The organism is Quadrisphaera sp. RL12-1S (assembly GCF_014270065.1).
Taxonomy (GTDB): Bacteria; Actinomycetota; Actinomycetes; order Actinomycetales; family Quadrisphaeraceae; genus Quadrisphaera.
In genome coordinates this window covers 401,632-420,436 of the sequence record NZ_JACNME010000003.1, presented here as the reverse complement: position 1 = coordinate 420,436, position 18,805 = coordinate 401,632, and the positions used below count along the sequence as shown (strand labels likewise).

Here is an 18,805-nt window from a genome sequence, read left to right as displayed (position 1 = left end):
CACTGGCGCAGGACCCGTTCCCGGCCCGCCGACCGCGGCGCCCCTTCCCGCACGAGGAGCACACGTGTCACGAGGTGCCGCGCCCCGCGTGCTGGTGGTGCACCCCAGCGCCGAGCTCTACGGGTCCGACAGGATGGTGCTGGAGTCCGTGCGCGGGGCCGTCGAGGCGGGCTTCGACGTGGTGGTCGCCCTGGGGGAGGACGGCCCCCTCGCGGACCGGGTGCGGGCTGCGGGGGCGCGGGCCGAGGTGCTGCCCGTGCCGGTGCTGCGCAAGTCCTCGCTGACCCCGCGCGGCCTCCTGCGCCTGGCGGCGTCCGCGGTCCGGGCGGTGCTGCCCCAGGCCCGCCTCCTGAGGCGCGAGCGCCCGTCGGTGCTCTACGTCAGCACGCTGACCACGCCCACGTGGCCGCTCGTCGGGCGCCTCCTCGGCGCCCGCGTGGTGGCGCACGTGCACGAGGCGGAGGGCCGGGCACCCGCCGCCGTCCGGTGGGCCATGGCCGCTCCACTCCTGGCGTGCCGCACGGTGCTGGTGAACAGCTCCTACGCGCGGCAGACGCTGGTGGAGGCCCAGCCGCGCCTCGCGGGACGCAGCCAGGTGGTCCTCAACGGCGTCGAAGGGCCCCCGGGCGGCCCGGTGGTCCGTGGGCCGCGCGCGCCGGGGGAGCCGCTGCGGCTGCTGTACGTGGGCCGGCTGTCCGAGCGCAAGGGCGTCTTCGTAGCGCTGGACGCGCTGGAGCTCCTGCTCGCCCGCGGCGCGTCGGTGCGCCTGGACCTCGTGGGCAGCACCTTCGGCGAGCACGCGGACGTCGCGCGGCACCTCGAGCGCCGTCTCGCCGACGAGGCCCTGCGGGGGGCCGTCACCGTGCACAGCTTCACCGACGACGTCTGGTCGCACCTGGCCGCCTGCGACGCGCTGCTCGTGCCGTCGGTGCTCCCCGAGCCCTTCGGCAACACCGCGGTCGAGGGCCTGCTGGCGGGCCGGCCGGTGGTGGCGAGCGACCTGGGTGGGCTCCCCGAGGCCGTGCAGGGCGCCAGCGGCGCCCGGCTGGTGACCCCCGGTGACGCCGAGGCGCTGGCCGCGGCGGTGCAGTCCCTGGCGGAAGAGCTGCCCGTCCTCTCGGAGCGAGCTGCAGGAGGCGCTGCCGCCGCTGCCGCCCGGTACGCCCCCGGCCGCTACCGGGCCGAGGTGGCCGCCGCGCTCACCCGCGCCGCCGGCTGAGGGCGGACCCGCTGGGCCTGCCGGCCCCGCCGGGCCTGCGCCCGCGGCACCGCCACGAGCGCCACCGCCAGCACCAGGTCCGGCAGGTTGCTGTACATCGGACCGAAGCCGATGTACCAGACGGCTGAGGACACCCAGAACACCCCGAGCGCCGTGGCTCTGCGGGCCGCCAGCCCGGTGAGCAGGCTGTCGACGGCGACGAAGCCCACCGCCAGCACGAACAGCGCACCCACGAGGCCCATGTTCGCCCAGGCGTCCGACAGCACCGAGTGCAGCTTGAAGTGGCCGCCGAACATGTAGTGGTCGACGTAGCCGTTGTCGGGACGGATGCCCACGGTCGCCAGGCCCTCCTTGGCGAGCAGCACGTCCTCCTGGTTGGGGATCGCCCCGAGGCCGAACCCCCAGGGGTGGTGCGGGGCGAGGAAGCGCGTGGCCATCATCTCCGGACGGCCACCGGCGATGAGGGACCCGCCTCCGCTGGCCACCTGCGCCTGGGAGCGCTGCTGGACCGCCTCGCCGAGGGCCCCGCTGACCAGCAGCGACGTCGCGATCGTGTAGGCAGCGCACACGCCGGTGGTGATGGAGGCCGCCATCCCCGCCCGGTGCCAGCCGCTGCGGTGCTCACCCGCACGGCGGGCGGGCAGCGCCTGCCAGAGCATGACGGCGGCCGTCAGCACGGCGAACCCCGCGTAGCTGCGGGAGTCGTTGGCGAAGCCGACCACCGCCAGGAACAGCGACACCGCGGCGCCGACCACGGGGGAGCGGCCGACCACCAGCGCCAGCGCGATGGTGGTCACCGGCATGGACAGCTGGTACTTCCACGGGTTGGCCGTGGGGCTGGACAGCACGCCCGCCGCCAGCATCCCGGTCCCCGCCAGCAGGGCCACCGCCCGCAGCGGCAGCACCGCCCGCGCCCACAGCAGCACGCCGAGGGAGCCCAGCGCCGTCAGCACGAGGACGGTGGTGGCGATGGCGTCGGAGGAGTCGAAGCGGTGGGTCGTCGACGACACCGCCAGCCAGGCCCCGGCCGCGAGCGCCAGCAGCCCCAGCACCACCAGCGCCGTCGCCCCCCGGTAGCGGCGCAGCTGCGCCGCCCACACGGGCAGGAGCAGCAGCGCCGCCACGGAGGCCGTGGTGACGGGGAACCTGACCACGGCGTCCGCACCGACCCCCAGCACCGCGACCGCCGCGAGCCCGGTGCGGACCACGCCCACCCGGCCGCGCCCCGGGGGGCTCGCCGCACCCGGCGACCCCCCGCCGGCGGGCACGCGCAGCCGCACCCACCGCTCGAGCCGTCGGGCCGGCACCCCCACCTGCGAGGCCACCCGGCGCACCGCCACCCGGGTGACGGTGCCCTCCTCCACGAGGTCGAGGACGCACGCGACGGCGCGGCGCTCGGCCTCGACGGTCAGCGGCACGGGTCAGACGCCGGCGCTGCGCCGCTGCCCCAGCAGCGGCAGCCGGACCCGGCGCCGCTGCTGCGTCGTCGCGGGACCGTAGTAGTAGGGGCTGGCGGACTGCCCCTTGACGCGGTTGAGCACCACGCCCATGAGCCGGGCGCGGGCCATGAGGAGGCTCCGGATGCTGGTGGCCACGTGCTTGCGGGTGGACATCGAGCCGTTCACCACGAGCAGGGCGCCGTCGGCGCGCGCCGCCAGCACCGCCGCGTCGGACACCGGCAGGAGCGGCGGGGAGTCGAGCACCACCACGTCGTACTGCAGGCGCGCGGCCTCCAGCAGGGAGCCCATGTGGTCCGACCCGAGCAGCTCGTTCGGGTTGGGGGGCACCTCGCCCGAGGTGAGCACGTCCAGGCGCTGGGGTCCGACCGGCTGCAGCACGTCGGCGAGCGCGGCGCGGCCGGACAGCACCGTGGCCAGCCCGGCGTCGTCGACCAGGCCGAGGATGCGTGCCACCGTCGGACGGCGCAGGTCGGCGTCCACGAGGAGCACCCGGGCGCCCGCGTCCGCCATGGTCACCGCCAGGTTCACCGCCGTGGTGCTCTTGCCCTCACCCGCCGACGACGACGTCACGACCACCACCTGGCTGCCGCCCTCGAGGTTCATGAACTGCACGTTGCTGCGCAGCCTGCGGTACGACTCCGCCCGCGGGCTGCCCGCGCTGCCCTCGAACGGCACCACCTCCGGCTCGGAGGCGGTGCGCTCGCGGACCGCTCCGAGCACCGGCGCCTCGGTGACGAGCGCCACGTCCTCCTCGGTGCGCACCTTGGTGTCGAGCAGCTCGCGCAGCACGACCACCACGACGGCGATCACCAGGCCGAGCAGGAGCCCCGCGACGGCTGTGAGCTTGCGGCGGGGGGCGAAGGCGTACGCCGGGGGCGTGGCGGGCGCGATGGTGGTGATCTTGATGCGGTCGCTGGGGTTCGTGCTGGTGGGTTCCAGCTCCCCGACGGCCACGGACAGCTGGGCGGCCACGGCGTTCGCGAGCGACGCGGCGCCCTGCGGGGTCCCCGAGACGGCGTCGATGGTGATGACCACCGTGTCGACGGGGCTGCTCGCCGAGATGCTCTTGGCCAGTCGCTGGGGGGTGGTGTCCAGTCCCAGCTGGGTGACGACCGGCTGCAGCACGGTGGGCGTGGTCACCAGGAGCACGTAGGACTGGATGATCCCCTGGGTGTAGGTGGACCCCTGCGCCAGCTCGGTCACCGAGCTGCCGCGGTCCAGCGACAGGAAGACCGTGGCGTCGGCGCGGTAGCTGTCGGGCTGGCCCAGCGTGGACGCCGCGCCCAGCCCGCCGCCCAGCACCGCGCACAGGAGCAGCGCCAGCCACCGCCGGCGCAGCAGCACCAGGTAGTCCACGAGCTCCACACGCACCCCCGACGACGACAGGCCGCCCGCGCGGCGGTCACAGACCCCTCATCGGTGGTTCCGCGGGTGGTCTTGAGCGGCAGCGCCGCACCAGGACTCCTCCTCAAGGGGGACCTCGCCTCCGCCGAAGACCACCGGGTGGACCGCGTGAAGACCGTCGTCGCCGTGCTCACCTACCGGCGCCCGGACGACCTGGCCGAGGTGCTGCCGCTCCTGGAGGAGCAGGCGGTGTCCGTCGGGCACCACGACGTGCGCGTCCTCGTGGTGGACAACGACCCCGCGGCGGGCGGCCGGACCACCGTGGCCGACCACCTCGCGCGCGCACGCGTCGACGGCGGCGCCCCCGCTGTCGAGGTGGAGCACGTGCACGAGCCGCGCCCCGGCATCGCCGCCGCCCGCAACCGCGCCCTCGCCGAGGCCGCCGCCGCCGGGGACGACCTGCTGGTCTTCATCGACGACGACGAGCGCCCGCAGGCGGGGTGGCTGCGCGCCCTGGTCGCGCTGCACGCGAGCACCGGCGCCGGTGCGGTGGTCGGGCCCGTCGTCTCCAGCTTCCCGGGACCGCTGGACCCGTGGATCGCCGCCGGGGGCTTCTTCGACCGCCGCCGCCTCCCCACCGGCACGCCCGTGGAGGTCGCGGCCACCAACAACCTGCTGCTGGACCTGCACCAGCTCGCCCGCGCCGGCACCACCTTCGACGAGAGGTTCGGCATCACCGGCGGCTCCGACACCCTCTTCACCCGCGAGCTGCACGCCCGCGGGGTGCGGATGCTGTGGTGCGACGAGGCCGTGGTCACCGACGTGGTGCCCCTGTCCCGCGCCACCCGCTCGTGGGTGCTGCGCCGGGCGCTGCGCAGCGGCAACGCCTGGAGCCGCACCACGCTGGTGCTCGAGCCCGTGGCCCTCCGCCGCACCGCCGCGCGGCTGCGCCTCACGGCGCTGGGAGCCGCCCGCGCCGCTGCCGGGGGCCTGCGGCTGGCCGCGGGGGCCACCACCGGCCGTCCCGGCCTGCGCGCCTCCGGCCTGCGCACCGCGGCGCGCGGCACCGGCATGGTCATGGGCGCGTGGGGCCTGGCCTACGCGGAGTACCGGCGTGGCTGAGCCGTCCCCGCGGGGACCGCGACCGCCGCGCCTGGGCGTCGTGGTGGTGAACTACGGCGACCCCGCCGTCCTGCTGCGCCACGCCCTCGAGCCCGGCCGGGTGGCGGCGTGGGGACCCGACGCGCTCGTCGTCGTCGTCGACAACCCCTCCGAGGCCCGGCACCGGGCGGCGCTGGAGGACGTCTGCCGCGACCGGGGTCACGACCTCGTGCTCATGCCGCACAACGGCGGCTTCGGCTCCGGCGCCAACGCCGGCGCCCAGCGGGCGCTCGACGCCGGCTGCGACGCTGTGCTGCTGCTCAACCCCGACGCCGAGCTCGAGGCGCCCGTGCTGCGCGCGCTGCTGGCCGACGCCCTCGACCACCCGCGCGCGCTGACCACCCCCCGCGTGCTGCGCGAGGACGGCAGCGCCTGGTTCGACGGCGCCGACCTGTGCCTGCGCGACGGCACCACCCGCCGCGCCGGACGCCGCACTGGCCCCGACCTCGAGCCGTGGCTGACCGGCGCGTGCCTGCTGGCCCCCGCCGGGCTGTGGCGCGACCTGGGCGGCTTCGACGACGACTACTTCCTGTACTGGGAGGACGTCGACCTGTCCCACCGCTGCCTGGCCGCCGGAGGTGCCCTGCGCCTGCGCAGCGACCTGACCGTCGCCCACGCCGTCGGAGGCACCCAGGAGGGCGCTGGCAAGTCCCCCACCTACCTGCGCCACAGCTGCCGGGGCCGGCTGCTGTTCGCCGCCAAGCACCTGCCACCCGGTCGCGCGCTGCGGTGGGCCGCGGGAGCACCGCGCTACGCGGTGGCCGTCGGTCTGCGCGGCGGGGCCCGGAGCACCCTGGCACGGCCCGGCGCGCTGCGCGCTCTCGCGGGGGGCACCGCTTCCGGGCTGCTCGCCGTGCTCGGCGCCGCCCGCCGTCACAGCGCGGGCCGGGCACGGGGGGAGCGCGCGTGACCGCCACCGCCCCCCGGGACGCCCCGCGGGCCAGTCGCGGCGCCTACCGGGCCGTCGGCAGCAGCGCCGTGTCCAAGCTGCTCGTCATGGCGGTCAGCGGTGCCGTCTCCATCGTCACCATCCGGCTGGTCATCGGCCACTTCGGCGTGGACGCCTACGCCCAGTACGGCCTGCTCGTCTCCGTCGCGGCGCTGCTGCCCTTCGCCGACCTCGGCCTCGCCTCGGTGGTCATCAACGCCGTGTCCTCGTCCGAGGACCCCGACCACGACGACGCCGTCCGGCGGTCCCTGGTCAGCGCCGTCCGGGTGATCCTCGTGTCGGCCGCCACGATCACGGGGGTCGGGCTCGCGGTCACCCTGGCCGGACTCTGGCCCGTGCTGCTGGGTGAGGGGCTCATCCCGGGGTCCGGGCCGGTCGCGGCGCTGCTCTGCCTGGTCGTCTTCGCCGCGACGCTGCCGCTGGCCGTGGGCCAGCGCGTCCTCACGGCCCTCGGGCTGAACCACGTGCAGATCCTGCTGCAGGGCCTCGCCTCGCCCCTGTTCGCCGCCTCGGTGCTGCTGCTGGTCGCCACCGGCACCGACGCCGGCGCCTACCTGGCCGTCTTCTCCTACCTCGGCGCTGCCGCCATCGCTGCCACCGGGTGCCTCCTGGCCGCGCGTCGGCTGCCCACCACCGCCCGCCGGGTGCTCCGCGAGGTCCCGCGCCTCCGTTCGGTGCCGAGCGTCCCGGTGATGGGCCTGGCGTGGCCGGTGCTCGTGCAGATGGTGGCCCTGCCGGTGGCCATGCAGACCGACCGCCTGCTGCTGAGCCACCTGGCGCCCACCAGCGAGCTCGCGGAGTACAACCTGGCCTCCTCGCTGGCGAGCCTGCTCCTGCAGACCACCAGCGCCGCGGGCGTGGCGCTGTGGCCGGTGTTCGCCCGTGCCCGGGCCCGTTCCGACGTGGCCTCGCCGTACGGGCTCACGTGGGCGTTCACCGGCGCGGCGGCCGTCGCCGCCACGGCACTGGCGCTCGCCGTCCCGGTGCTGGCGCACCTGCTGTCCGACGGTGCCATCGTCGTCTCCGCGTGGACCACGTGGGCGTTCGCGGCCTTCGTCGTCGTCCAGGCCGCCAAGTACCCGCTGGGGATGTACCTCACCGACCCCCGCGGGCTGCGCGCCCAGGTGCCGCCGATCCTCCTCATGGTGCCCCTCAACCTCGGGCTCTCCTGGCTGCTGGTCGCACCCCTCGGCGCAGCGGGACCGGTGGTGGGATCGGTGGTGTCGGTGCTCCTGTGCCAGCTGCTGCCGTGCACGCTCCTCGTCCGCCGGGACCTGGCCCGCCGCCGCGCCGCCCGCGACGCGGCGCTCCAGGCCGCCCGGGCCGAGGGCTCCGCCGGGCGCTGAGGGGTCCGCGCTGGAGCCTCGCGCTGGAGCCTCGCGCCCTCAGGAGGGTCGGCTCGGCTGCTCCTCGAGCCACGCGTCGGCCTCGAACCGGCCGTCGGTCCCTGGGAGCTGGTCGAGCACGGACGACGCCGGCCGTCGCTCGTCGAGGGCGGCGACCAGCGCCGCCGCCACCTCGGCCACCGAGGGCTCGGCGGGCAGCACCCGGTGGCCGTGCTCCTGCAGCCACCCGGCCAGCCCCGTCTCCTGCGTGGTGACGACGGCGCACCCGTGCGCCAGTCCCTCCACCAGTGGAAGACCCACCTGCTCGCGCCATCCCCGCGTGCGCTGCGAGAGCAGCACGAGCACCGACGCCCCGCGCAGCGCCTCGTGCACCCGCGCCCGCGGCGGGTCGACCACCAGGTCGACGTCGTCACCGGAGGCCAGGTGCGCCGCCTCCGCTTCGAGCTGCCCGCGGCCGACCAGCACGAGCCGCGACCCCGGCCGTGCGGCAGAGACCGCCGGCCACGCCTGCAGCAGCAGGTGCGCCCCCTTGCGCCGCTCCAACGCCCCCACGAAGAGCACCGTCCGCGCTCGTCCGTCGACACCAGCGCCCGTGGTCTCGGCCCCCGCCCCCTCGTCGGGGCGCGGACGAGGACAGCTGCAGGGAGCCGGCAGTGCCGGCACCAGCCGGTGGTCGCACGTCGCCAGCTGCCGCGGCAGCAGCTCCTGGTAGAGGTCGAGCGCCCCCGGCGTGCCCACCGCCAGACGGTCGGTGAGGGCCAGCAGGCGCGCCCCCGACCAGCGGGCGAGCACTGCGCGGATCCGCGCCCGGCCACCCGCGCCGCGCGGCGGAGCGAGGTTGGCGATGGCGTACGCCACCACGCGCGGACGCCGGGCACCGCGCAGACGGGCCCCCGCTCTCGCAGCGAGCGCGGCCAGGAGGGCCGACGGCGCTGCCTCGGCCATCAGCGGCTCGTTCACCTCCAGCCGCTCGACCCTCGACACCAGCAGCACCGCCGCGGTGCGCCACGGTCCCAGCTGCTGCACGTCCGTCCCGGCCGCCAGCGAGGCGTCGAAGTCGTACCTCCGGAACCGGTGGAGCAGCGACACCGGGCGCCCCTGCGCCGCCTCAGCCGCAGCGCGCTCCAGGTGCGCGCTCCGCAGCGTCCGGTACACCCGCACCCGCGGGTGGCGCGCCGGCCTCACCGCGCTGGCGCCGCGGGGACCGCCGCGGCTGCGGGCCCGGACCCCACCCCCACGATGGCGCGCAGGTCGCGCGCCATCCGCGCCGTGTTGAGGTCCGCCTCCACGCGCTCGCGGCCGCGCCTGCCGGCGGCAGCCGCTGCGTCGGGGTCGTCGAGGAGCGCGACGAGGCGCTCGGCCACCGAGGCGGGGTCCCCTGAGCGCGCCAGGTGCCCGGTGACGCCGTCCACCACGTAGTCCTCCACGCCCGGTGTGGCGGTCACGACCACGGGCCTGGCCGTGGCCATGGCCTCGAGGGCGACCGTCATGCCCGACACGTGCAGGTTGGGCGAGGTCGCCACCACGACCGCGCTGGCCCTCGCGTAGAGGTCCCTCAGCTGCGCGTGCGGCAGGTGGGGCACCACGCGCACACCGACCGGCGCCGTGGCCGTCGAGCGCGACTGGACCACCACCTCGGTCTCCGGGCGCGCTCGCAGCACCTCCTCGAGGGCGGCGAACAGCGTGGTGGCGTCGCGGTCGCGGTCGCCCCCCGCGCTCACCACCAGCGGCCGCTCCACCGGCGGGGCAGCGCGGAAGAAGCCCGCGTCCACGCCGAACCGGAGCAGCGAGACCGGCACACCCGGCAGCAGCCGCTCCAGCGGCTCGAGCTGGGCGCTGCTGAGGCACCACACCCCGTCGGCGCGCCGCAGGGCCCGCACGCGCGCACGGGTCGCGTCGTCGTCGCGGCCGCGGGCCACGGCGTCGGTCACCCAGATGGCACCGGCGTGCAGCGGGGTCCGCGGCGCCAGCACCGCCGCCCGGTGCGCCACGTTCTCGTCCCAGGCCACCGCGACGCGCCGGCCGGCGGGGGAGGCGAGCGCCGCGACCCCCGGGGCCAGGCGGGCGACCGCGGAGCGCAGGCGACCCGGCTCCGGGAGCCCGACGGCCCGCACGTCCGCCCCGCCGGCGGCGAGCTCGTCCAGCCCGTACGGCCAGCGGCCCGGGACCTCACCGCGCGCGTGCCGCTGCTGCCAGCCGGTCACGTCCCGCTCCGCGGTGTAGAGGACGTCGAGCCCCTGCGCGCTCGTCCGCGCGCTCGTCCGAGCGTTCACCGCTGCCCCCTCCGGTCCGCCGTGACGGCCCTGCGGAACAGGGTCTCGTGGGCCCGCGCGGCGGCCGGCCACTCACGGGCGGACAGGTCGGGCGCGGGCGCCCTCCCGGGCCGCCGCAGGGTCTCGAGCGCCTCGACGAGCCGGGCCGCGGTCAGGTCGCCCTCGTAGGTGAGCACCCAGCCGGGGCCGACCTCGGCCGCCAGCGCGTCGGTGGTGGGCCCGGCGGGCACGAGCACCGGACGGTCGAGCGAGAGCGCCAGCAGCGCCGCGCCCGAGCTGTGGAGCTCGGTGTACGGCAGCACCACCAGCTCCGAGGCCGCCACCTCGGCGGCCAGCTCGGCGTCCGGGCAGTGGCCCAGGGCCGCGCTGGTGCGGGCGTCCGCGCGGCAGGCGTCCTCGACGGCGCGGCGCAGCGCGCCGGTCGACGGGGAGCCGACCACCCGCAGCGAGACGTCCGCGGGGGCCGCGTGGGCGGCGGCGAGCAGCGCCTCGACGTTCTTGTAGGGCCGCAGGATCCCGAAGTGCAGCAGGCGCCCGGGCACCACCGGGACCTCGACGGTGGGGTACCAGTCGCGGTAGTGGCCGTGCGGGACCAGCGCGTCGAGCGCGTCGTCGTCCTCGGCCCCGGCCGGCCGGGTGGAGGGGACCAGGTGCACGCGCGCGGTGGTGAGCCGGTCGCACAGCGCCAGGAGGGCCCGCTCGACGGCGGGGCCGCTCTCGTGGGGGACGGGGTTGTGGACGGTGCGGACCACCGCGGTGCGCAGCAGCGCCACCCGCAGCAGCAGGAGCGTCACGAGCGCGCGGCGCGCCACCGTCTTGGGCCGCGAGGTGCCGCGGAGCAGGACCTCGGGCCAGTGCAGGTGCAGCACGTCGTAGCGCCAGGTCAGCGCCCGCCCCCACGAGAACGTGCGCACGTCGTGCCCCTGGTCGCGCAGCGCGTCCAGCAGCAGGCGCAGGTAGGGGTTGGTGGTGGGACGCGGCTCGCGGAACGACTCCAGCACCCGGAGCCGGCCCGCGGCGGTGGCCGCCACCCTCAGCCGTGCGCGGTGATCAGGTCGCGCAGCAGCGTGCTCGACGTGGTCTCGGTGTACGGGAAGTAGACGACGCGGGCGCCCACCGCGGTCATGCTCGCCTCGAGCTGGTCGCCCTTGGACGTGCCCTTCCAGTCGTCGCCCTTGAAGAGGACGTCGAAGTGGAGCCGCTGCCACATCGGCATCTTGTCGCTGCCGCAGTCGTCGGCGACCACCCTGTCGACGATCCCGATGCTCGCCAGGATCTCCATGCGCTCGGTGAGCGGCACCACCGGCCGCTTGCCCTTGGTGCGCTCCACGACGTCGTCCGTGACGGCCCCGACGATGAGCACGTCGCAGTCCTCGCGGGCCCGCCGCAGGATGTTGAGGTGCCCGATGTGGAACATGTCGTAGACGCCGGGCACGTAGCCGGTGAGGCTCACGCCGCCACCCCCTGGCCCGCGGCCGCGCGGTGGTCGAGCGCCGAGACCTGGCGGAACCACACCACCATCGACGCGCCGGCGACCACGGCGAAGCCCAGCGCCAGCAGGCCGTAGGCCCACGAGAAGACCGCGGGCCAGCCGAGCAGGACGAACACCACGCACAGCACCCCGTAGTCGACGGGCGCCGAGGCGAGGGAGCGCAGCGCGGAGTGCTGGCGGGCCTCACCAGCCCCCACCGTCGCCTGCCCGTCGCGGGCGCCGGCCAGCCGGCGGACGTGGTCGTTGAGGATGATCGTGAAGAACCAGGTGCTCGCCACCGCCGCGAAGCCCAGCGGCACCAGCAGCCAGGCGGTCGGGCGCGGCGCGAACGTCAGGTACGCGCCGACCGCCACGGCCAGGTGCAGGCACGAGGTCTTCGCCGCGTCGACCACGTGGTCCAGCCACTCCCCGGCCTTCGACCCGCCGCCGCGCAGGCGGGCCAGCTGGCCGTCGGCGGCGTCCAGGGCGTAGCCGAGCACCAGCAGCGCCGCGACGAGCAGGCCCTTCCACCACGCCGACGGCGCCAGGGCCACCACGGCGATGCCCGCCCCCGTGGCCAGCGCCGAGGCGGCGGTGACCTGGTTGGGGGTGAGGCCGATGACGTGGGCGGCCGCGGCGAGGCGGCGGCCCAGGGGGCGGTTGACGAAGCGCGAGTACGCGGGAGCGCCCTTGGCGGACTTCTGGGCGCTCAGCAGCTGCTGCAGCGACGCGCGGTAGCGCGGGCGCTGGCGCTCCGGCGCCGCACTGGCGCCGGCTGGGCGCGAGGTGTCCGTGGTCATGGGGTCGACCGTGGCAGCGAGGATCACCCCTGGTCACGCGCGTCACAGGAGTCTCGCCCGACCGCACCAGCGACCGGAGGGGTCCGGTGCTCCGTCCGTGTGACGGCCGGCCTGTCGGTGGTGGTCACGATCATCACGACCGTGGACGACGACGCACGGACGCGCAGGTCAGGAGTCGGTGGGCGGCCCTACCCGCCGGAGCTGAGGACGCAGGCGGCCCAGCTGCGGCGCAGCGGCGCGGGCAGCCGGCAGATCGCCGCCGAGCTCAGCGTCAGCCGGGCCACGGTGTGCCGCTGGTTCCGCGAGGACGACGTGCTGCCCGCAGACCTCGAGCGGCACGAGCGGGGCAGGCGGTGGGCTGCGGAGATGGCCGCGCGCCGGGCTGAGGACCCCGCGCGCTCCTACCCCGGCCACCGCCGGCACGACCCCGAGCTGCGGGAGACCGCTGCCGAGATGCGCCGGCAGGGACTGCCCAGGGCGGAGATCGCCCGCGAGCTGGGGATCGGCCTCTCGACGGTGGCCCGCTGGTTCCGCGAGGACGGAGTCGAGCTGGGAGGGGCCGGTCTGAGCGGTCGAGCAGCGGCTCAGGCGGCCGCCCGCCGGACTGTCGACGAGCGGTGGGCTCGACAGGACGCGGAGCAGTCGCGGCACGCTCAGACGGTCGGACCGCTCAGCGCCCGTGAACGGCTCCTCATCGGCGCTGCTCTCTACTGGGCGGAGGGAGCGAAGTCCAAGCCCTGGCGCCGCCACCACCTCGTGCAGTTCTCCAACAGCGACCCGGCGGTGGTCCGGTTCTTCCTGGGCTGCCTGCAGCAGCTCGGCATCCCGAGGAAGGACGTCGTCTGCCGGGTGCAGATCCACCGCACAGCAGATGCGGAGGCGGCAGAGGTCTGGTGGCGAGATCAGCTCGGAGGAGACCTGGTGTTCCACCGGACGACGCTCAAGCGCCACGAACCGAAGACCAGCCGGTACAACACCGGTGACGGCTACCACGGTTGCCTGATGATCACGATCCACCAGAGCGCCCGCCTCTACCGACTCCTCGTGGGGACGTGGGAGGGTGTGGCTGCCAGCGTCTTCAGCGCACCGTCCCCCGTCGTCTAGTGGCCCAGGACGCCGCCCTTTGAAGGCGGTCACGGAGGTTCGAATCTTCCCGGGGGAGCCGTCGGCCGGAGGCCGACTGCGCTGGCTGCCGGCCTCCGACGCCGGTCGGGGCCTGGCACTGGCACGTCGTCGTCCCAGGTAGTGTCCGGGGACGTACCCCACCCCCTCGCCAGGGAGCGCGTGCGCGTGAGCTCGACCCGCCCGGCCGTCGTCGTCGTCCTCGCCGCGGGTGAGGGCACCCGGATGCGGTCGGCGACCCCCAAGGTGCTGCACACCATCGGCGGTCGCTCGCTGCTGGGGCACGCCCTCGCCGCGGCCCGCGGTGCGCAGCCGGAGCGCCTCGTCGTCGTCGTGCGGCACGAGCGCGAGCGCGTCGCCGCGCACGCCCTCGAGGTGGACGCCGACGTCCTCGTGGCGGACCAGGACGACGTGCCCGGCACCGGCCGCGCGGTCCAGTGCGGGCTCGACGCGCTGGCGCGCGAGCGCGGCGAGGGCGCCGAGCCGCTGAGCGGCACCGTGGTGGTGACCTTCGGCGACGTGCCGCTGCTGCGGGCGCAGACCCTCGTCGACCTCGTCGAGGCCCACGAGGCGGGCGGCCACGGGGTGACCGTGCTGTCCGCCGTCCTGGCGGACCCGACCGGCTACGGGCGCATCCTGCGCGACGACGACGGCGCGGTGGCCGCGATCGTCGAGCAGAAGGACGCCAGCGAGGCGCAGCGCGCCATCACCGAGGTCAACACCGGCATCTGGGCCTTCGACGCCGCCGTGCTCACCGCGGCCCTGCCGCAGGTCGGCCGGGGCAACGCCCAGGGCGAGGTCTACCTCACCGACGTGCTGGCGCTGGCCCGCGCCGAGGGCCACCGCGTCGCGGCCCGCGCGGTGGCCGACTCCAGCGAGGTCGAGGGCGTCAACGACCGCGTGCAGCTCGCCGCTCTCGGTGCGGCGCTGAACCGCCGCACCCTCGAGGCGCACATGCGCGCCGGCGTCACGGTGGTGGACCCCGCGACGACGTGGGTGGACGTGCACGTCGACCTCGGGCGCGACGTGGTGCTGCTCCCCGGCACCCAGCTGCTGGGCGCCACCAGCGTGGCGTCCGGCGCGGTGGTCGGTCCGGACACCACCCTCACCGACTGCGAGGTGGGGGAGGGGGCCGTGGTGCAGCGCACGCACGGCACGCTCGCCGTGGTCGGTGACGGCGCCACCGTCGGGCCGTTCTCCTTCCTGCGGCCGGGCACGCGCCTCGGCGCCGACGGCAAGATCGGCGCCTTCGTGGAGACGAAGAACGCCGTGATCGGCGCGCACAGCAAGGTGCCGCACCTGTCCTACGTCGGTGACGCCGAGATCGGCGAGCGCGCCAACATCGGCGCCGCCACGATCTTCGCCAACTACGACGGCCAGACCAAGAGCCGCACGGTGGTCGGCGACGCCGCCTTCGTGGGCAGCGACAGCGTGCTGGTGGCCCCGGTGGAGATCGGCGCCGGCGCGTACACCGCGGCGGGCTCCGTCATCACCGACGACGTGCCGGCGGGAGCGATCGGCGTCGGTCGCGGCCGCCAGAAGAACATCGAGGGCTGGACGGAGCGCAAGCGCCCCGGCAGCGCCTCGGCCCGCGCGGCGGCAGCCGCGCGCACGGCACCCGCGGACGGGCCCGCGGGTGTGCAGGACGAGCAGGAGGAGCGGTCATGACCGGCATCACCACCCAGGGCGAGAAGCGGCTCGTCCTCATCAGCGGGCGGGCCCACACCCAGCTCGCGGAGGAGGTCTCCTCGGAGCTGGGCGCGGCGCTGGTGCCGACCTCCGCGTACGACTTCGCCAACGGCGAGACGTACGTGCGCTTCGAGGAGAGCGTGCGCGGCTGCGACGCGTTCGTGCTGCAGAGCCACTGCGCTCCCATCAACCAGTGGATCATGGAGCAGCTCATCATGGTCGACGCGCTCAAGCGCGCCTCGGCCAAGCGCATCACCGTGGTCGCCCCGTTCTACGGGTACGCCCGCCAGGACAAGAAGCACCGCGGCCGCGAGCCGATCTCCGCCCGCCTCATGGCCGACCTGTTCAAGACCGCCGGTGCCAACCGCCTCATGTCGGTGGACCTGCACACGGCGCAGATCCAGGGCTTCTTCGACGGTCCCGTCGACCACCTCTGGGCGCTGCCGCTGCTCGCCGACTACGTGCGCGGGCGCGTGGCCGACGCCAGCAGCATCACCGTGGTGTCCCCGGACGCCGGCCGCGTGCGGCTGGCCGACGTGTGGTCGGACCGGCTCGGTGCGCCGCTCGCCATCATCCACAAGCGCCGCGACCCCAACCGCCCCAACCAGGTGCAGGTCCACGAGCTGGTCGGTGACGTCGCGGGGCGCACCTGCGTGCTCGTCGACGACATGATCGACACCGGCGGCACCATCGTCCAGGCCGCCCAGGCCCTCAAGGACAACGGCGCCAAGGAGATCCTCGTCGCGGCCACCCACCCGATCCTGTCGGGCCCCGCGGCGGCTCGGCTCAAGGACAGCCCGATCTCCGAGGTCGTGGTGACCAACACGCTGCCCATCCCGCCGGCGCACCAGTTCCCGAGCCTCAAGGTGCTGTCCATCGCCCCGCTCATCGCCCGGGCGATCCGCGAGGTCTTCGACGACGGCTCGGTGACGAGCCTGTTCGACGGCAACAGCTGACAGCCTCCCCGCCGGCCCGGACGGCGCTTCGCCCGGACGGCCCCTCGCCGCGGTCGCCGCGCGCTCCGCGCGGCTACCGTGGCCAGGTGCCCCTCCTGCGCAGGGCCCTCATGGGCGTCGTGGTCCTGAGCGTGCTGTCCGTGCTCGCCCTGGCCGTGGTGGTCGGTGACCACAGGTTCCAGGGGCCGGTCGTCCTGCCGCTGACCTGGGAGCACGGGCTGCACCTCGGAGACGTCCTCGTGGTGCTCGCGTGGGTCGTGTGCGCCGGCCTGGTCGGCCGGCTGGTCGTCGTCCCCGCGGCGGACCGGTAGGCTGCCCGGGTTCCTCGGCGAGGGAGGCGTCCGCTGTGCGGGTGCGCTCCGTGATCGACGCGGTGGCCGGTGCTCCGGCCCGCCCCCGGTCCGCGCCGGGTAGCGGAGACCGTCGAGCACCCAGGAGACCACCATGGCCAAGAACACCGGCACGCAGCTCGCTGCCGCCGCCCGCACCGAGTTCGGCAAGGGCGCTGCCCGCCGCATCCGTCGTGACCACCAGGTCCCCGCGGTCGTCTACGGCCACGGCCAGGACCCGCTCCACGTGACCCTCCCGGGCCACGAGACGATGCTGCTGGTCAAGAACCCCAACGCGCTCGTCGACCTGCAGCTCGACGGTGGCGGCACCCAGCTGGCCGTCGTCAAGGCGGTCCAGGTGGACCCGGTGCGCCGCGAGATCGAGCACGTCGACCTCGTCATCGTCCGCCGCGGCGAGCGCATCGAGGTCCAGGTCCCGGTCCGCACCACCGGTGAGGCCGCCCCGCAGACCGTCGTCTCCGTCGAGTCGGGCACGCTGGCCGTGACCGCCGAGGCCACCGACCTGCCCGAGGTCATCGAGGTGGACGTCGAGGGCCTCGAGGCCGGCACGCTCATCACCGCCGGTGACGTGCGGCTGCCGCAGGGCGTGGAGCTCGCCGTCGACGCCGAGGCCGGCGTCGTCAACGTCTCCGCCGCCCCGACCGCCGAGGAGCTGGACGCCGAGCTCGCCGAGGCCGAGGCCGAGGCCGGCATCGAGAAGGACGCCCCTGAGGACGAGTCCGCCGAGGGCGCCGAGTCCGCCGAGGCGTCCCAGGGCGACGAGGGCTCCTCGAAGGAGTGAGCACCTCCTCGAGCGCCGCGCCCGGCGGCGGGGGCAGCACCCCCGCCGCCGGGCGCGCGCCCGTCGACGGGCCGTGGCTGGTCGTCGGGCTCGGCAACCCCGGCCCCGAGCACGCCGCGGACCGCCACACGGTGGGAGCGATGGTGCTCGACGAGCTCGCGTCCCGCCTGAGGACCGGCTTCAAGGCCTCCAAGCAGCGGGCCGCCGTCGCCGAGGTGCGCCTCGGCCCCCCCGGGGTCTCCAGCCAGCGGGTCGTGCTGGCCAAGCCGACCTCGTGGATGAACGAGTCCGGCGGGCCCACCGCAGGACTGGCGCGCTTCTACGGCGTCGACCCGCTGCGCGTCATCGCCGTCCACGACGAGCTCGACATCGACGCCGGCGCCGTGCGCCTCAAGCGCGGCGGGGGCGAGGGCGGCCACAACGGCCTGCGGGACATCAGCAAGGCGCTCGGCACCAAGGACTACGTCCGGGTGCGGGTGGGCATCGGACGGCCCCCGGGGCGCATGGACCCCGCCGACTTCGTGCTGCGCGGCTTCTCCTCCGCCGAGCGCAAGGAGCTGCCGTTCCTGCTCGCGGACGCCGCGGACGCCGTCGAGGCCGTCATCACCGACGGCCTGGAGGCGGCCCAGCAGCGCTTCCACGGTCCGCGGTGAGCGGCGCCCCCGGGGCCCCGGGCCCGTTCGTCCTCGTGGTCTGCACCGGCAACATCTGCCGGTCGCCGATCGCCGAGCGGGTGCTGCAGGCCGGCCTCGACGCCGCTGCCGTGCCGGGCGCCCCGCGCGTGCGCGTGGTCAGCGCCGGTACCGGGGCCGTGGTCGGCCACGCCATGGAGCCGGAGGCCGCTGCCGCCGTCCGGGCCAGCGGCGCCAGCCCCGACGGCCACGCGGCGCGCCAGGTCACGGCCGCGGACGTCCGCGACGCCGCCCTGGTGCTCACCGCCACCCGTGAGCACCGCAGCGCCGTCGTCCGCCTCGCCCCGGCGGCCGTGCGGCGCTCCTTCACCCTCCGCGAGGCCGCCCGCATCGCCGCTGCCCGCGCCGATGACGTGCACGGCGACGACCCCGCCGCCCGGCTCCGGTCCCTCGCGGAGGTGCTGGTGCGCTCGCGCGGCGCGCACGCCGTCCGGGAGGCGCACCTGGACGACGTCGTGGACCCGTTCCGCACCGACGCCGCCACCTGGGAGCTGATGGAGTCCCAGCTGCTGCCGGCCGTGCGCGCGATCGGGCTGGCGCTGACGCCTCCGGCATGAGGAGGAGCCCGGGACGACGTCGTCCCGGGCTCCTCCTCGAACCGCCTCCCGTCGGGGAGGTCAGCGCCAGATCCAGGCGACCGCCCGGTAGCAGCGCGAGCTCGCCAGGAGCAGCGCCTTCGTCTCGAAGGGCGCCTTGACGACCGCCCAGCTCACGGGCTTGGCGAAGAGCTTGTTGAGCCAGGCCGCCTTCTTGTCGGTCTTGGCGATCACCCACGTGGGCTGCTTGGCGCCCTTCTTGGTGATGCAGTAGTAGGCGCCGCCCTGGCAGGTCGTGACCTTGTAGACCTTGCCCTGGTGCTTGATGTACCGCGGCAGCTCCTTGGCCCCGGTGGGAGCGCTGGTGCTGGGCGCCGCGTGAGACGGGGCGGGGGCCGGCGGCTTGGGGTCGTGGGCGGACGCCGCCGGGGCGAGGACGGCCGCCGCGATGCCGACAGCGGCGGCGGTCGCTGCGACGTGCTGCGAGAGGCGCAGGCGCTGTCGTGCGGACATGGAGGACCTCCGGAGGCCATCGGTGGGTTCGCCCGGAAGCATGGCAGAAGATCGCAGAGCAGTGGAGTGACCACGAGGAGTCAGCGACCTCTGTCGCGGTCCCCGTTGGAAGGACAGCGGCGTGTCGCGTCGCCCTCCTGCGG

19 protein-coding genes and 1 tRNA gene are annotated in these 18,805 nt (G+C 75.7%); 12 read left to right on the top strand and 8 right to left on the bottom strand.

The genetic code is table 11. From position 1 onward, the window contains the following. Positions 1–64 precede the first annotated feature (64 nt). Positions 65–1,219, top strand: coding sequence for a glycosyltransferase family 4 protein (locus H7K62_RS08160; protein ID WP_186717415.1), 1,155 nt, complete (start codon positions 65–67; stop codon positions 1,217–1,219). Here H7K62_RS08160 and H7K62_RS08155 read toward each other — a convergent pair. Both H7K62_RS08155 and H7K62_RS08150 read right to left on the bottom strand, forming a co-directional pair. Next, a complete protein-coding gene (locus H7K62_RS08155) occupies positions 1,174–2,637 on the bottom strand; it encodes a hypothetical protein (protein WP_186717414.1) in 1,464 nt (487 codons plus the stop codon). The genes H7K62_RS08160 and H7K62_RS08155 overlap by 46 nt on opposite strands. Before the next feature lie 3 nt (positions 2,638–2,640). Further along, complete coding sequence (locus H7K62_RS08150; RefSeq protein WP_186717413.1) at positions 2,641–4,044, bottom strand: tyrosine-protein kinase domain-containing protein; 1,404 nt, start codon at positions 4,042–4,044, stop codon at positions 2,641–2,643. A 66-nt stretch (positions 4,045–4,110) separates the two neighbouring features. Here H7K62_RS08150 and H7K62_RS08145 point away from each other — a divergent pair, with 66 nt between their 5' ends. The 3 genes from H7K62_RS08145 to H7K62_RS08135 are packed head-to-tail and all read left to right on the top strand — an operon-like array spanning position 4,111 to position 7,479. Beyond that, on the top strand, positions 4,111–5,145 hold the full coding sequence (locus H7K62_RS08145; protein WP_222437241.1) for a glycosyltransferase family 2 protein: 1,035 nt from the start codon (positions 4,111–4,113) through the stop codon (positions 5,143–5,145). Then, positions 5,138–6,094 carry a glycosyltransferase gene (locus tag H7K62_RS08140; protein ID WP_186717412.1) on the top strand — a complete coding sequence of 319 codons (957 nt, stop codon included), beginning with the start codon at positions 5,138–5,140 and terminating at the stop codon, positions 6,092–6,094. Before H7K62_RS08145 ends, H7K62_RS08140 begins: the two co-directional genes overlap by 8 nt. After that, positions 6,091–7,479, top strand: coding sequence for an oligosaccharide flippase family protein (locus tag H7K62_RS08135; protein WP_222437240.1), 1,389 nt, complete (start codon positions 6,091–6,093; stop codon positions 7,477–7,479). Before H7K62_RS08140 ends, H7K62_RS08135 begins: the two co-directional genes overlap by 4 nt. A 39-nt stretch (positions 7,480–7,518) precedes the next feature. Here the strand turns inward: H7K62_RS08135 and H7K62_RS08130 are convergent, their stop codons facing one another. From H7K62_RS08130 to H7K62_RS08110, 5 genes are all read right to left on the bottom strand, one after another. After that, positions 7,519–8,568: a glycosyltransferase gene (locus H7K62_RS08130; protein WP_222437239.1), complete on the bottom strand. Its 1,050-nt coding sequence runs from the start codon at positions 8,566–8,568 to the stop codon at positions 7,519–7,521. 92 nt (positions 8,569–8,660) lie between these two features. Continuing rightward, a complete protein-coding gene (locus H7K62_RS23675; protein ID WP_186717410.1) occupies positions 8,661–9,752 on the bottom strand; it encodes a glycosyltransferase in 1,092 nt (363 codons plus the stop codon). Beyond that, positions 9,749–10,783: a glycosyltransferase family protein gene (locus tag H7K62_RS08120; protein WP_186717409.1), complete on the bottom strand. Its 1,035-nt coding sequence runs from the start codon at positions 10,781–10,783 to the stop codon at positions 9,749–9,751. The genes H7K62_RS23675 and H7K62_RS08120 overlap by 4 nt, the downstream gene beginning before the upstream one ends. 2 nt (positions 10,784–10,785) lie before the next feature. Next, positions 10,786–11,205, bottom strand: coding sequence for an adenylyltransferase/cytidyltransferase family protein (locus tag H7K62_RS08115; RefSeq protein WP_186717408.1), 420 nt, complete (start codon positions 11,203–11,205; stop codon positions 10,786–10,788). Next, on the bottom strand, positions 11,202–12,023 hold the full coding sequence (locus H7K62_RS08110) for a CDP-alcohol phosphatidyltransferase family protein (RefSeq protein WP_186717407.1): 822 nt from the start codon (positions 12,021–12,023) through the stop codon (positions 11,202–11,204). The genes H7K62_RS08115 and H7K62_RS08110 overlap by 4 nt, the downstream gene beginning before the upstream one ends. 141 nt (positions 12,024–12,164) lie before the next feature. Here H7K62_RS08110 and H7K62_RS08105 point away from each other — a divergent pair, with 141 nt between their 5' ends. From H7K62_RS08105 to H7K62_RS08070, 8 genes are all read left to right on the top strand, one after another. Further along, entirely contained in the window at positions 12,165–13,127 is a 963-nt protein-coding gene (locus H7K62_RS08105; protein WP_186717406.1) for a helix-turn-helix domain-containing protein, read from the top strand. Continuing rightward, positions 13,113–13,185: transfer RNA gene (locus tag H7K62_RS08100), tRNA-Gln, on the top strand. Before H7K62_RS08105 ends, H7K62_RS08100 begins: the two co-directional genes overlap by 15 nt. Positions 13,186–13,313: 128 nt before the next feature. Beyond that, complete coding sequence (gene glmU / locus H7K62_RS08095) at positions 13,314–14,813, top strand: bifunctional UDP-N-acetylglucosamine diphosphorylase/glucosamine-1-phosphate N-acetyltransferase GlmU (RefSeq protein WP_186717405.1); 1,500 nt, start codon at positions 13,314–13,316, stop codon at positions 14,811–14,813. Further along, positions 14,810–15,790 carry a ribose-phosphate diphosphokinase gene (locus H7K62_RS08090; protein WP_186717404.1) on the top strand — a complete coding sequence of 327 codons (981 nt, stop codon included), beginning with the start codon at positions 14,810–14,812 and terminating at the stop codon, positions 15,788–15,790. Before glmU ends, H7K62_RS08090 begins: the two co-directional genes overlap by 4 nt. Positions 15,791–15,876: 86 nt before the next feature. Beyond that, positions 15,877–16,101 carry a hypothetical protein gene (locus tag H7K62_RS08085; protein ID WP_186717403.1) on the top strand — a complete coding sequence of 75 codons (225 nt, stop codon included), beginning with the start codon at positions 15,877–15,879 and terminating at the stop codon, positions 16,099–16,101. A 133-nt stretch (positions 16,102–16,234) separates the two neighbouring features. Then, positions 16,235–16,921 (top strand): 50S ribosomal protein L25/general stress protein Ctc, encoded by a 687-nt coding sequence (locus tag H7K62_RS08080; protein WP_186717402.1) that lies wholly within the window; start codon positions 16,235–16,237, stop codon positions 16,919–16,921. A 77-nt stretch (positions 16,922–16,998) separates the two neighbouring features. Beyond that, positions 16,999–17,574, top strand: coding sequence for an aminoacyl-tRNA hydrolase (gene pth, locus H7K62_RS08075; protein ID WP_222437296.1), 576 nt, complete (start codon positions 16,999–17,001; stop codon positions 17,572–17,574). Next, a complete protein-coding gene (locus tag H7K62_RS08070; RefSeq protein ID WP_186717400.1) occupies positions 17,571–18,170 on the top strand; it encodes an arsenate reductase/protein-tyrosine-phosphatase family protein in 600 nt (199 codons plus the stop codon). The genes pth and H7K62_RS08070 overlap by 4 nt, the downstream gene beginning before the upstream one ends. A 60-nt stretch (positions 18,171–18,230) precedes the next feature. Here H7K62_RS08070 and H7K62_RS08065 read toward each other — a convergent pair whose 3' ends face one another. Then, entirely contained in the window at positions 18,231–18,662 is a 432-nt protein-coding gene (locus H7K62_RS08065; protein WP_186717399.1) for a hypothetical protein, read from the bottom strand. Between the last annotated feature and the right edge of the window lie 143 nt (positions 18,663–18,805).